The following is a 12,011-nucleotide window of genomic DNA, read 5'->3' on the forward strand; positions in this document are numbered from 1 at the left end:
GGTCAGCCCCCGATCCTGGGATCGATGGCGCGATAGGCCAGGTCGAGCAGCGTACTGATGGCCACGTAGACGACCGCCGACAGCAGCACCACGGCCATCACCACCGGCATGTCCCGGCCCGTGACCGCCTGCATCGCCACCTGACCGAGCCCCGGCCGGCCGAACAGCGCCTCGGTGATCACCGTCCCGCCGAGCAGCGTGCCGGTGAACCACCCGGCCAGCGTCACGGCCGGAATCAGCGCGTGCCGGAGCGCGTGCCTGACGACCAGGGCCCGCTCGGTCAGCCCGCGCGCTCTGGCCGTGACCGCGAACGGCTGCTCCAGCGCGCGTTCCAGCCCACCGCGCAGCACCTGCCCGAGCACGCCCGCGATCGGCAGGCCCAGGGCGAGCGCGGGCAGCACGAGCGCCTGCGGCCCCGACGCGCCGGACACCGGGAACCAGCCGAACGTGAACGAGAACACCGACAGCAGCACGATCCCGATGAGGAACGGCGGCACCGAGACCGACACCAGCTCGGCGGCCGAGGCCGCGCCGCGCAGCCAGCGGCCCCGCCCCGCGGTGGCGAGCGCGATGATCACGGCGAGCGTCACCCCGGTCGCCGCGGCGGCGAGGGTGAGCTGGAGCGTCGGGCCGACCTGGGTGGCCAAGATCTCGCCGACGCCGCGCTGGAGCTGGTAGGAGCGGCCGAGATCGCCGTGCAGCAGCCGCCACAGATAGGACAGGTATTGGACCACCTCGGGACGGTCGAGCCCCCACTCGGCGACGATCTTGGCTCGGATCTCCGGCGTGTCGACGCCGTTGCCGATCAGGATGTCGACGGTGTCGCCCGGTGCGAGCAGCAGCGCGACGTACGACGAGGTGGCGGCGGCCCAGAGCACGGCCAGCCCGGTGCCCAAGCGTTTGATCATGTGCCGGCCTGGACGTCGTAGGCGTTGCGCGGCGTTCCCGAGCCGGGGTCGAAGCCGAGGCCGCGCACGCTCTTCTGGGCGGCCAGCTGGTCGGCGGGCACATAGATCGGGAACACGACGGCCTTCTCCGTCATCACGGCCCGCTGCACCCGGGTGTAGAGCTCCTTGCGTCGCGCCTGGTCGGCGGTGGCGGACGCCTGGGCCAGCCACTTGTCCACCCGCGGGTCGGAGAAGTGGCCGCGGTTGATGGCCCCCTTGCTCGGCAGGATGAGGTTGAGCGCGGCGCCGACGTCGGAGTCGCCGCGGGAGTTCTCGAAGATCTCGTACTGGTTCTCGTCCAGGGCCTTCTGCGCGGTGCCCTGGTCGACGATCTTCACCTGGAAGTCGATGCCCGCGCTCTGCTTGACCTGGGCCTGGATGGCCTGGGCGAGGATGTCGCGGCGGTCCCTGACGAACGGCGCCGAGGAGACGCTGCGTACGGTGAGCCGTTCGCCGTCCTTGACCCTGAAGCCCTCGCTGTCGCGCCGCGTCCAGCCGGCCTCGTCGAGCAGCGCGTTGGCCTTGGCCGGATCGCCGCCGAACGTGTGCTCAAGGGACGGGTCGTAGAACGGGCTCGCCTTGCCGACGACGCTCCACGCCCTGGTGGCGGTGCCCTGGTAGACGGAGGCGAGGACGGCGTCGACGTTCACGGCCTCGCGGAAGGCCTGCCGTACGCGCTGGTCGTCGAAGGGGGCGTGCGAGGTGTTGAAGTAGTAGGAGAAGGAGGTGCCCGAGTTGAGCGCGGTCTGGAAGGCGTGGTCCTTCTTGATCAGGTTCACCTCGGTCGCGGGGACGCCCTCGATGACCTGTACCTGGCCGGAGGTGAGCGCGCCGACGCGGACCGCGGCCTCGGGCAGGAAGCGGTAGGTGAGCTCCGAGAGGTACGCGGGCCCCTGGTGCCCGGCGCTCGGCGGCGCCCACTTGTAGGCGGGGTTGCGGTGGTAGTGGATCTCCTGGCCCTGGACGTACCGGTCGAGGATGAACGGCCCGGTGCCGACCAGGTCGAGGCCGCCGAACTTGAGGTTCTTGGCGCTCTTCAGCGACTTGGGCGAGACCTGCCCGCTGTACGGGGAGGCCAGGAAGTCGAGGAACAGCCCGTCGGGCTTCTTGAGCGTGACCTTCACCGTGGTGGGCGACACCACCTCGGCCTTGTCGAAGGCCGCGAGCTGGATCGCCGCCACGGCCGCGTTGTAGCCCGGCACCAGGAACTGATCCAGGTTGGCCTTGACCGCCGCGGCGTCGAACTTCGTGCCGTCGTGGAAGGTCACGTCGTCGCGCAGCTCGAAGGTGTAGGTCAGCCCGTCGTCCGACACCTTCCACGACTTCGCCAGCCACGGCTCGAAGGTGCCGTCGCGGCCACGGGAGAGCAGCGCGTCGAACTGGTTGAACACGAGCAGCCTGACCTTGTTCTGCGCCCACTGCTGCGGGTTCAGGGTGATGGGCTGCGTCTCGATCGCCCAGGTCAAGGTGGCGGCCTGGGATTGCTGGGCGGACGACTGGGAGCCGCAGGCGGCCAGGGTGAGCACGAGGACGACGAGGATCCGCTTCATGAGCGGCCGTCCCAGGCGCCGGCCAGCAGCTCGTAGGAGCGTACGCGGTCGGCGTGGTCGTGCGTGATGGTCGTGACCAGCAGCTCGTCGGCGCCCGTCACCTTCCGCAGCACGTGCAGCCGCTCGGCGACGGCGTCGGGCGTGCCGACGAACCGCGTGTCGATCCGGTCCTTCACCAGCGCCAGGTCCCCGGCGCTCCAGACGTGCGCGTCGGCTTCCCCGGGCGTCGGGTACGTCCTGGCGCCCTCGCCGGTCCTGATGCTGCGTACCCACAGTCCGTACGGCTTGGCCAGCTCCCGCGCGGTCGCGTCGTCCGCCGCCACGACGACGTCGGCCGACACGATCACGTAGGGCTCGGCCAGGGCCTTCGACGGCTTGAACGCCTGGCGGTAGGCCTCTACTGCTTCGAGCACGGAGGACGGGCTGACGTGGTAGTTCGCCGCGAACGGCAGCCCGCGTTCACCCGCCACCTGGGCGCTCTGTCCGCCGCTGCTGCCGAGGATCCACAGCTCCACCTCCGCCCCCTCGCCGGGGACGGCGTGCGCCTCGTGCGTGCCGGTCAGGAACGCGATGACGTCGTCGATCTGCTCGGCGAAATCGGGCGTACGGGCGCCGGGCTGCTGGAGCAGCGAGGCGTGGAAGGCCAGGTGCGGATGCGCGGCGAGCCTGGACCAGTCGAACGGCGGCGGTATGAGCAGCCCACCGACGACCCGCTCCGCCTCCCCGTCGGCCGTCGGTGGCGGGGCCTTGGCGGCGAGTTCGGCGCGGCGTTGACCGGAGCGGCCGATGCCGAGGTCTATCCGGCCCGGGTACAGGGCGTCGACCAGCCCGAACTGCTCGACCACCGACAGCGGCGTCTGATGCCCGAGCTGCACGGCTCCGGATCCGACCCTGATCCGGCTGGTGGCCGCCGCCACCAGGCCGATGAGCACGGCCGGGGCCGAGCTGGCCACGCCGGGGGCGAAGTGGTGCTCGGCCAGCCAGTAGCGGTGATAGCCGAACGACTCGGCCCGCCGGGCCAGGTCGAGCGTGTTGAGCAGCGCGTCACGCGCGGTTCCGCCGGAGGATATGGGGGCGAGGTCGAGGATGGAAAGCGTCATGGCGTCCTCTCCGGAAACGGCCTGCTGGGGATCTCCCGGCGCAGTACGGGCGCGATCTCCGCCTGGAACAGCTCCAGCGCGCCCCGGTGTTGCTTGGGCGTGAGCCCGTCGGCGTCGGCGTGCAGGTGCATGACCTCGTGCCCGAACCGCTTGTGATAGCGCGACACCTTGTCGATGATCTGCTGCGGGCTGCCGACCAGGATCGAACTGCGTTCGATGGCGTCCTCCAGCGTGCTGAACACCGGCTTGAGCCCGAGCTTGGCGAACAGCGCCAGCCGGGCGTCGAAGATCGGCCGGTAGGTCTCGATCGCCTCCTGGGAGGTGCGGGCCGCGTAGTAGCCCGCCGTCCCGGCCCCGATCAGCGCCTCGGCCGGGTCGTGCCCGTAGTGGGCCCACCGCTCCCGGTAGTAGTCGATCAGCTCGGCGTACGGCTCGATGGGGTTGGTGACGTTCGCGGAGAACAGCGGGTCGCCGTAGCGCGCGGCCAGGTCCACGGACTCCTTGCTGGTGGCGCTGCCGTGCCACACCCTGATCGGCCGCTGGAGCGGCCGGGGCCAGGTCTCGGCCTCGGTCAGCGAGGGACGGAAGCGGCCCTCCCAGGTGACCTTGTCCTCCCGCCAGAGGCGGCGGAACAGCTCGTACCCCTCGCGGTTGCGGTCCCACTGGTCCTCGGCGGTGACGTGGAAGAGCTGCGCCTGCGCGGCGCCGTTCCCCTTGCCGATGATCAGCTCCAGCCTGCCGTCCGAGAGATGGTCGAGCGTGGCGTAGTCCTCATAGGCCCGTACGGGATCGAGCAGGCTCAGGGTGGTGACCGCGGTGAACAGCCGGATCCTGGACGTCTTCGCCGCGATGTGGCTCAGCACCACCGGCGGCGAGGAGGAGATGAACGGCCGCTCGTGCCGCTCCCCCACCCCGAACCCGTCGAAGCCCAGCTCCTCGGCCAGGACCGCGTTCTCGACGACCTCGCGGAACCGCTCGGTGTGCGACCTCTCGTCGTTATGGACGATCAACGTGATAGCCAGAAATTTCATGACACCTCCGCATAGCGGCTGGCCGGGTGCGGCAGGCCGAGCAGCCCGCGCAGCGTCGTGGCCTCGTACGATCGCCTGAACACCCCGCGCCCGCGCAGCTCCGCCGTCAGCCCTCTGGTGATCGCCTCCAGGTCGTACGGCAGCGCGCCGGGGCGCAGCCGGAACCCCTGGATCCCGGCCCGCCGCCACTGGAGCAGCAGCTCGGCCAGCTCCTCCGGCGTGCCGGTGAAGATCGCCGCATCGGAGCGCAGTTCGGCCCCGTCGAGCCGGTCGAGGCGGGCCTTCCGCTCGGCCGCGCCGTCGCCCAGGAACACCACCAGGTCGGCGAAGACGGTCAGCTCCGCCGACAGCTCCCTGACCTCCTCGACGATGCCGCGCGCGTGGTCGGCGGAGTGCGGCGTGACGTACACGACGTCGGCGCCGCCCGCGGCGAACTCGTACGGCAGCCGGGCGTGGGCGAGCGCCGTGACCACCGGCTGGCCCTGCGGCGACCGGGGCGTGATCGATGGCCCCTTCACCGAGAAGAACCGCCCGGCGAAGTCGATGTAGTGAAGCTTGTCCCGGTCGATGAACCGCCCGGTGGACAGGTCGCGAATCTCCGCGTCGTCCTCCCAGCTGTCCCAGAGCCGCCGTACGACCTCGACCGCGTCACCCGCCTCCTCGAACAGCGCCCGCACATGCTCACCATCGATCTGGAACGGCCACCCCAGATTCCCCTCACCACCAGAAAGACCCGCCCCCTCCCGAGAGCCTGCGTCCTCCCGAAGGGTCGCGTTGTCCAGGGGTGGGAACTGGCGGCGGCCGAAATGTGCCGCCTCGGTGCTTCTGGCCGAGATCTGCGGTCGCCATCCGGCCCGCCCGCCGCTGATGTGGTCGAGCGCGGCGATGCCGATCGCCACGTGGAACGGCTCGGTGTGCGTGGTCGTGGCCGTCGGCACCAGCCCGATCCGGCTGGTCAGGGGCGCGAGCCGGGCGGCCAGCAACACGGCGTCGAACCGCCCGCGCACCTGGTCCGCCCGCGAGTCGGGCCCGTCCGGCAGCGTGGACTGGAGGCCGAGCGAGTCCTCGATCGTGACGAAGTCGAGCAGCCCCCGCTCGGCCTCGGCCACGAGCGCCGCCCAGTAGCGGGCCGAGAAGATGGTTTCCGGCCGCGCGGACGGCTCCCGCCAGGCGGCCGGATGCCAGCCGGCGCCGTCCAGCGCGACGGCGAGGTGCAGGGTCATGACAGCTCCAGGTGCTCGCGCAGGGTGGTGCCGGTGTAGTCGGTACGGAAGGCGCCGCGTTCCTGCAGCAGCGGCACCACGCGGTCCACGAACTCGTCGAGCCCGCCGGGCGTCAGATGCGGCACCAGGATGAACCCGTCGGCCGCATCGGCCTGCACGTGCTCGTCGATCTGCCGGGCCACGCCGGCCGGCGTCCCGACGAACGTCTGCCGTCCGGTCACCTCGATCACCAGCTCGCGGATCGTCAGCTTCTTCTCCTCGGCCAGCGCCCGCCATTTGGCGGCCACCGCGACCCGGTCGCCGATCGGCACCCGCCCCTGCGAGACGCCTTCCGACAGGTCGGGCTCGACCTCCGGCAGCGGCCCGTCGGGGTCGTAGGCCGACATGTCACGACCCCACACCTGCTCGATGAAGGCGGTCGCGGTCTGCGGGCCGACCTGCTGGCGGCGGATGGCGGCCGCGTTCTCGGCGGCCTCCTCCTCGGTGTCGCCCAGCGCGTACGTGGCGGCGGGCATGATCTTCAGCTGGTCCGGCTCGCGCTGGTAGCGGGCCAGGCGGCGTTTGACGTCGGCGTAGAAGGCCCGGCCGTCCTCCAGCGTGCCGTGGCGGCTGAAGATGACGTCGGCCGTGGCGGCGGCGAACTCCCTGCCTTCGTCGGAGTCCCCCGCCTGGATGATGACGGGATGCCCCTGGGGGCTGCGGGGCAGGGTGAACTGTCCCCCGACGGTGAACTGCGGGCCCTCGTGGTGGACGGTCCCGATGGCGCCGGGGCGTACGAACTGGGCTTGGTCCTTGTCGGCGAGGTGCGCGCCCGGCTGCCAGGAGTCCCAGAGCTCCCGCGAGAGGCGGACGAACTCGGCGGCGCGCGTGTAACGGTCGGCGCGGTCGAGGTAGCCGCCGCGCCGGAAGTTCTCGCCGGTGAAGGCGTCGGAGGTGGTCACCACGTTCCAGGCCGCCCGGCCGTCGCTGAGGTGGTCCAGCGTGGACAGGCGCCTGGCCAGTTCGTACGGCTCGTTGAAGGTGGCGTTGACGGTGCCCGCCAGACCGAGGCGCTCGGTGACGGCGGCGAGTGCGCTCAACAAGGTGAGCGCCTCGGGGCGGCCGACCACGTCGAGGTCGTGGATGCGGCCTTTGAGCTCGCGCAACCGCAGCCCCTCGGCCAGGAAGAAGAAGTCGAACTTGCCCTGCTCGGCCGTCCTGGCCAGGTGGACGAACGAGGCGAAGTCGATCTGACTGCCGGATCGGGGGTCGGCCCAGACCGTGGTGTTGTTCACGCCGGGGAAGTGGGCCGCGAGGTGGATCTGCTTGCGCGTCACTGGTCGAAGGGGTTCGTGTGGGCCGGTGCGTCGGCGAAATCGGGCATCGCGCCTCCTCCTAAATGCCTACACAAACAGTAGGAAAATAGGGTTTTTATGTCAATGCCCCCACGGAGTCACGCCGCCCTCCTTCTCGTACGGCCAGGCACACCGCCCACACGCTCCAGGCGACGTACCCCGCGAAGTTCACCAGGTCGGCACCCACCACCCCGGCCGCCACGGCCAGCGCGGAGAGAGCGCCGAGCGCCCCGAACCAGAGCGGCACGCGAGGCAGCGCGATCAGCACCAGCAGGGTCCACGCGGCGGTGAGCAGGTATCCGAGCGTCTCTCCCACACCGGTGCCCAGGTAGCCGTGGAGCGCGGCGAAGATGGTCTCGGCGGCCCGGGGATCAGCGGCGTCCGCCAGCGCGGGGACGGCGAAGGGCCAGCGCAGCAGCCCCAGCACCTGCACCACCCCCGCGAGCACCCCGGCGTGCACGGACAGGGCGGCGGCGGGGCCGTCCGGCAGTCGCCTGCCGAGCAACACAGCGCCGATCGGCTGCTCGGCGAGGCCGATGTCGGCCTGCTGGAAGACGAGGACCGCGAGCCGCACGAGCGGATCACGGCCTTCGCGCTGAACCTGCGCCAGGTGCTCATGCGCCACCCCGCGGCGATGCCGTCGATCCTCGGCGCGGCCGTCAGCGGGCCGGTCGCGGCGCGGGTGGGCGAGAGCCTGCTCGCCGCCCTGCCCGACCCGCGGGCGAGCTACACGGTCATGGTGTACGTGCTGGGCGCCATCGCGTTGGAGGCCGCGGAGCTGGAAGGCACCGGCCCCGTGCCACCGGAGGACGAGCGGATCGCCGCCCGCCGGGCCGTCTTCGCCGTCGACCCGGCGCTCTTCCCGCGCACGCACGCCGCGGCCGACGCCATCGCCGCCTACATCTCGACGGAACAATTCCGCTGGGGGCTGGAGCGGCTCCTGTCGAGCCTGTGACCTGCCGGCGGGCGCGTCAGCCGGGTGTGGTCAGCAGGCCGCGCAGGACACGCGCGAGCACGGCCGCGTCGTCCGGCGACAGGCCGGCGGCCAGCCGGGTCAGGTTGGCGGCGTGCTCGGTGAGCGCGGCGTCGATGACCCGCCGCCCCTCCTCGGTGAGCGCGATGCGGAAGCTGCGGCGGTCGGCCGGGTCGAGACTCCGCTCGACCAGCCCCGCCGCCTCCAGCCGGTCGAGGCGGTTGGTCATGCCGGCCCGCGACATCATCAGCGTCGCCGACAGCTCCGACGGGATCAGCGTGTACGGGGACCCGCGCCTGCGCAGCGCGGACAGCACGTCGAACTCCCCCTGACGCAGCCCGTGCCGCGCGAACACCTGCTCGACCGCCGCCTCCGCGACCCGCGACACCATGGCGATCCGGCCGAACACCTCCATGGCCGACAGATCCAGGTCGGGCCGCTCGCGGCGCCACTGCTCCACGATCACGTCGATAGCGTCCCGCGACTGGTCGGGGGCCTGCTCCTCCGGCTCGCCGTTCATGGGGTCGATCCTATTTGGACCGCGCGTACGAACCATGCAGCGCGATCCACAGGATCCCGTCGGTCACCTCCTGGGCGACGTCCAGGAGCTTGCGGTTGCGGGCACGGGCGTGCTCGCGCAGCACGCCGAAGGCGTCCTCGATGCCGACGCCCAGGCGCGCGGCCAGCATGCCCTTCGCCTGCTCGATGAGGACGCGGCTGTCCAGGGCGTTCTGCAGCGTGTCCGCGAGCTCGACGAAGGCGCGGCGGGCTCGTCGGTCGTCCATCCCGGTCCTCTCCTCGTCTGAAGACGTGGAAAAAGGGGCCACCAGAGTCTGGAGCGGCATTCGGCTTCACAGCTTAGTGTTGCCTATCCTTCCCGCCGCCATCCCGGGGAGAAATCCCCCTCCCCCGGGTGCGATCTCGTACACCGGCCGAGATGCGCAACTTTATTTGCGCAAATTTTCTTTCGCTTCTATGGTGGGGTCATGGCCCAGCATGAGACCCGCCGCATCAGCGATCTCGACGAGCTCAAGGCGTTCACGCACCCACTGCGACTGAAGCTCTACCGAGCCCTCGCCGTGGCCGGCACGGCGACCGCCTCCCAGTTGGCCGACCAGGCCGATGAGGCCGTCTCCCTGATCAGCTATCACCTGCGCAAGCTGGCCGCGCTCGGCCTCATCGAGGAGGCCGAGCCGCAGAGCGGCGACGGCAGGGAGCGCTGGTGGCAGGTCGTCTCCCAGCACCTCAGCGCCAGAACCCAGGACCCGGCGGACCCCCCAGAGACCGTCGCCGCCCGCACCGCCCTGGCCCGCGTGGCGTACCAGGTTCAGGGCGAGCTGTACGAGCGCTACCTCGACGAGCAGCCCGCCTGGTCGGCGGCGTGGCGCACCGCCGCGTTCAGCTCCGAGTACATGACCACGCTCACCACCGAGGAGCTGCGACTGCTCGGCCAGGAGATCGACGCGGTCATCGAGCGTTGGTGGGCGCACGGCAGGACCGCCCAGGAGGCGGGCGACACCGAAGGCCGCGAGCACGTCGCCCTGCAGTTCTTCGGATTCCCGTTCCGCGCCTGAGACTTCCAGGAGGTCGGCACATGCACCCCGACATGCATCTCTACACCGAACGACACAGAGCCGCCGAATTACGGGCCGAGGTGACCAGGTGGCGCCTGCACCGGGACTGCCGGCGCGAGCTGCCGCCCCGGTGGGCGGCCGGCGTGACGGCGCTCGGCTGGACACTGGTGTCAGCCGGCCTGCGCCTGATCAGCCTGCCCCAGCGGCCACCCACGCACCGTTCCGCGCTCCGGTGATCAACGCTGATAGCCTTATGGCGTAAGGAATTACCGCGTCCGTGAGGAGTCGTCAGGTGGTGGTCTTCGCCGGCCAGGGAGACGCGCGCCGCTCGATGGGCCTGCTGTGGCGCGCGACGGCGCCGGAGGAGCCACGTACCGGTCCCGGCCCCAAACCGGGGCTGAGCGTGGACATGATCGTGGACGCCGCGATCGCGGTCGCCGACGAGCAGGGCATGGCCGCCCTGTCCATGCGCGCGGTGGGCGAACGCCTCGGCCGCACGGCGATGGCCCTCTACACGTACGTGCCCAGCAAGAGCGAACTGATCGACCTGATGTACGACCATGCCCTGGCCGAGCTGCCCACCGGCTACGACCTGGCAGGCGGCTGGCGGGCGGCCGTGACGTCGTGGGCCGGGGACGTCTGGGCGTTCTACGTCCGCCACCCGTGGGTGTTGCAGGTGTCGCAGGCCCGGCCGGTGCTGGGGCCCAACGAGTTCGTGATGCTGGAGACGCTGGTGGGCCTGCTCCGCGCCACCGGGTTGCGCGGCGGCCGGCTCCGGGGCATCGTCTCGCTGCTCACCGACTTCATCCGGGGTGCGGCCAGGACGGTCGCGGAGTCACGGCAGGCGCCGGCGGCAACCGGGGTGTCCGACGAGGAGTGGTGGTACGCCCGATCGGCCCTGCTAGAAGAGGTCGCCCCCGGCTTCGCCGAACGATTCCCGATGGTGGCCTGGATCGAGACCGACGACCCTGCCCCGCCGTCCGGCGCGGGCCCGCAGCCTGACCAGGCAGCGACCTACCTGGAGGTCAAGGCCAGACCGGCCTTCGCCGCCGGGCTCACCGTCGTGCTCGACGGGATCGAGGCGGCCATCGACCGCGCGGGCGTCACCCCAGCAAGCTGACCTCCGCGTCGCCACCGGCGTCACCTCGAGCCAGATGCAGGCGGTCCTGGCGCCCGCGTCGGCGAACCGGGCGAGCGTCCCACCGGTCCACAACGCCTCCGCCGCACACCGTACCGGCGGAAAACGCGTTGATCGGCCTCCCCCGCTGTGGCAGCGTCGGCCGGGACGGTTTCCCGCGATTTATCAGGAGGTGTGGCACATGGCCACCAAGGTCCTCGGCGAGGTCTCGGTTCACACTCCGACGCGAGAGGTCGCCTGACGCGTACCGGGCTCCTCGCGTTGGAGTGATCTTCGATCACGATCACGAGGAGCAAGAGTGACTTCCCCATCATCCTTCGAACCCCTGCTGGGGGCCGAGGGCAATCCCACGCCGGTGGTCCGGCACGGCGACGTCGTGCTGCGCCCGGCCGGGCCGTGGACGGACAGCGTCCACGCGTTGCTGCTGCATCTGGAGAACGTGGGCTTCACCGGGAGCCCGCGCCTGGTCGGCGACGGTTACGACGAGGAGGGACGTGACGCCGTCACCTACATCGACGGCGACTTCGTCCACCCGCACGCCTGGTCCGACGAGGGTGTGTGGCAGGCGGGCCGCCTGCTGCGCGCGCTCCACGACGCGACGGCCGGATTCCGGCCGCCGCCGGACGCGGTGTGGCAGCCGTGGCCGTTCGAGAGTTCCGCGTCCGATGCGATCATCAGCCATCGCGACACGGGACCGTGGCACACCGTGGCCCGCGACGGCCTGCCGGTCTCCTACATCGACTGGACCAGCGCCGGTCCGATCGATCGGCTGGACGACGTGGCGGGTGCCGCGTGGTGGAACGCCCAGTTGCACGACGACGACGTCGCCGAACGGCAGAGCCTGCCCGGCGCGGAGGCACGCGCGGGTCAGTTGCGCCGCTTCCTCGACGGCTACGGGCTGACCGCCGCCGAACGCGACGGCTTCGTCACGCGGATGATCGAGTTCGCCATCCGTGACTGCGCGTCCGTGGCGATCAGGTCGCGGATCACGCCCGAGACCAGGGACCCGGGCCCGCTGTGGGCCCTGGCCTGGCAGGCACGGGCGGCGGCCTGGATGCTGCGCCACCGACCGCTCCTGGAGAACGCCCTCGCGGCGTAGCCCGACAACGGTGGCTGCCGTCTTCGGACGGCAGCCACCCAC

At 71.2% G+C, this 12,011-nt stretch carries 14 protein-coding genes; 5 read left to right on the forward strand and 9 right to left on the reverse strand.

Annotated elements, in window-relative coordinates; genetic code table 11:
* Nucleotides 1-2: 2 nt before the first annotated feature.
* From AB0B91_RS25095 to AB0B91_RS25125, 7 genes are all read right to left on the reverse strand, one after another.
* Nucleotides 3-908: an ABC transporter permease gene (locus AB0B91_RS25095; protein ID WP_358324015.1), complete on the reverse strand. Its 906-nt coding sequence runs from the start codon at nucleotides 906-908 to the stop codon at nucleotides 3-5.
* Nucleotides 905-2,497: an ABC transporter substrate-binding protein gene (locus AB0B91_RS25100; protein ID WP_358324018.1), complete on the reverse strand. Its 1,593-nt coding sequence runs from the start codon at nucleotides 2,495-2,497 to the stop codon at nucleotides 905-907. Before AB0B91_RS25100 ends, AB0B91_RS25095 begins: the two co-directional genes overlap by 4 nt.
* Nucleotides 2,494-3,597, reverse strand: a complete 1,104-nt coding sequence (locus AB0B91_RS25105) for an MsnO8 family LLM class oxidoreductase (protein WP_358324021.1) — start codon at nucleotides 3,595-3,597, stop codon at nucleotides 2,494-2,496. The genes AB0B91_RS25100 and AB0B91_RS25105 overlap by 4 nt, the downstream gene beginning before the upstream one ends.
* Nucleotides 3,594-4,628, reverse strand: a complete 1,035-nt coding sequence (locus tag AB0B91_RS25110; protein ID WP_358324023.1) for an LLM class flavin-dependent oxidoreductase — start codon at nucleotides 4,626-4,628, stop codon at nucleotides 3,594-3,596. The genes AB0B91_RS25105 and AB0B91_RS25110 overlap by 4 nt, the downstream gene beginning before the upstream one ends.
* Entirely contained in the window at nucleotides 4,625-5,851 is a 1,227-nt protein-coding gene (locus tag AB0B91_RS25115; protein WP_358324026.1) for an LLM class flavin-dependent oxidoreductase, read from the reverse strand. The genes AB0B91_RS25110 and AB0B91_RS25115 overlap by 4 nt, the downstream gene beginning before the upstream one ends.
* The gene (locus AB0B91_RS25120) at nucleotides 5,848-7,167 is read right to left on the reverse strand and encodes an NtaA/DmoA family FMN-dependent monooxygenase (protein WP_358324029.1); all 1,320 of its coding nucleotides are present in this window, start codon (nucleotides 7,165-7,167) and stop codon (nucleotides 5,848-5,850) included. The genes AB0B91_RS25115 and AB0B91_RS25120 overlap by 4 nt, the downstream gene beginning before the upstream one ends.
* Nucleotides 7,168-7,261: 94 nt before the next feature.
* Nucleotides 7,262-7,810: a DUF4386 family protein gene (locus AB0B91_RS25125; protein ID WP_358324032.1), complete on the reverse strand. Its 549-nt coding sequence runs from the start codon at nucleotides 7,808-7,810 to the stop codon at nucleotides 7,262-7,264.
* On the opposite strand from AB0B91_RS25125, the gene AB0B91_RS25130 reads away from it, so the two are divergent.
* A complete protein-coding gene (locus tag AB0B91_RS25130) occupies nucleotides 7,802-8,140 on the forward strand; it encodes a hypothetical protein (protein WP_358324866.1) in 339 nt (112 codons plus the stop codon). The two genes, AB0B91_RS25125 and AB0B91_RS25130, sit on opposite strands and share 9 nt — an antisense overlap.
* Before the next feature lie 16 nt (nucleotides 8,141-8,156).
* Here AB0B91_RS25130 and AB0B91_RS25135 read toward each other — a convergent pair whose 3' ends face one another.
* Nucleotides 8,157-8,678: a MarR family transcriptional regulator gene (locus tag AB0B91_RS25135; RefSeq protein WP_358324035.1), complete on the reverse strand. Its 522-nt coding sequence runs from the start codon at nucleotides 8,676-8,678 to the stop codon at nucleotides 8,157-8,159.
* A gap of 10 nt (nucleotides 8,679-8,688) precedes the next feature.
* Nucleotides 8,689-8,943: an ANTAR domain-containing protein gene (locus AB0B91_RS25140; RefSeq protein ID WP_358324038.1), complete on the reverse strand. Its 255-nt coding sequence runs from the start codon at nucleotides 8,941-8,943 to the stop codon at nucleotides 8,689-8,691.
* Between the two features lie 201 nt (nucleotides 8,944-9,144).
* Between AB0B91_RS25140 and AB0B91_RS25145 the strand changes: the two genes are divergently transcribed.
* From AB0B91_RS25145 to AB0B91_RS25160, 4 genes are all read left to right on the forward strand, one after another.
* Nucleotides 9,145-9,732, forward strand: a complete 588-nt coding sequence (locus tag AB0B91_RS25145; RefSeq protein WP_358324041.1) for a helix-turn-helix domain-containing protein — start codon at nucleotides 9,145-9,147, stop codon at nucleotides 9,730-9,732.
* Nucleotides 9,733-9,752: 20 nt separating this feature from the next.
* A complete protein-coding gene (locus AB0B91_RS25150) occupies nucleotides 9,753-9,968 on the forward strand; it encodes a hypothetical protein (RefSeq protein WP_358324043.1) in 216 nt (71 codons plus the stop codon).
* Between the two features lie 56 nt (nucleotides 9,969-10,024).
* Nucleotides 10,025-10,852 (forward strand): TetR/AcrR family transcriptional regulator, encoded by an 828-nt coding sequence (locus tag AB0B91_RS25155; RefSeq protein ID WP_358324869.1) that lies wholly within the window; start codon nucleotides 10,025-10,027, stop codon nucleotides 10,850-10,852.
* Between the two features lie 316 nt (nucleotides 10,853-11,168).
* Entirely contained in the window at nucleotides 11,169-11,969 is an 801-nt protein-coding gene (locus tag AB0B91_RS25160) for an aminoglycoside phosphotransferase family protein (protein WP_358324047.1), read from the forward strand.
* The last annotated feature ends 42 nt before the right edge of the window (nucleotides 11,970-12,011 follow it).

Source organism: Nonomuraea sp. NPDC049141, assembly GCF_040648415.1.
Lineage (GTDB): Bacteria > Actinomycetota > Actinomycetes > Streptosporangiales > Streptosporangiaceae > Nonomuraea.

Excerpts from the sequence above, each read along its gene's own strand:
- AB0B91_RS25095 (WP_358324015.1), bottom strand. The coding sequence starts at position 908 with ATGATCAAACGCTTGGGCACCGGGCTGGCCGTGCTCTGGGCCGCCGCC.
- AB0B91_RS25100 (WP_358324018.1), bottom strand. The coding sequence starts at position 2,497 with ATGAAGCGGATCCTCGTCGTCCTCGTGCTCACCCTGGCCGCCTGCGGC.
- AB0B91_RS25105 (WP_358324021.1), bottom strand. The coding sequence starts at position 3,597 with ATGACGCTTTCCATCCTCGACCTCGCCCCCATATCCTCCGGCGGAACC.
- AB0B91_RS25110 (WP_358324023.1), bottom strand. The coding sequence starts at position 4,628 with ATGAAATTTCTGGCTATCACGTTGATCGTCCATAACGACGAGAGGTCG.
- AB0B91_RS25115 (WP_358324026.1), bottom strand. The coding sequence starts at position 5,851 with ATGACCCTGCACCTCGCCGTCGCGCTGGACGGCGCCGGCTGGCATCCG.
- AB0B91_RS25130 (WP_358324866.1), top strand. The coding sequence starts at position 7,802 with ATGCGCCACCCCGCGGCGATGCCGTCGATCCTCGGCGCGGCCGTCAGC.
- AB0B91_RS25135 (WP_358324035.1), bottom strand. The coding sequence starts at position 8,678 with ATGAACGGCGAGCCGGAGGAGCAGGCCCCCGACCAGTCGCGGGACGCT.
- AB0B91_RS25140 (WP_358324038.1), bottom strand. The coding sequence starts at position 8,943 with ATGGACGACCGACGAGCCCGCCGCGCCTTCGTCGAGCTCGCGGACACG.
- AB0B91_RS25145 (WP_358324041.1), top strand. The coding sequence starts at position 9,145 with ATGGCCCAGCATGAGACCCGCCGCATCAGCGATCTCGACGAGCTCAAG.
- AB0B91_RS25150 (WP_358324043.1), top strand. The coding sequence starts at position 9,753 with ATGCACCCCGACATGCATCTCTACACCGAACGACACAGAGCCGCCGAA.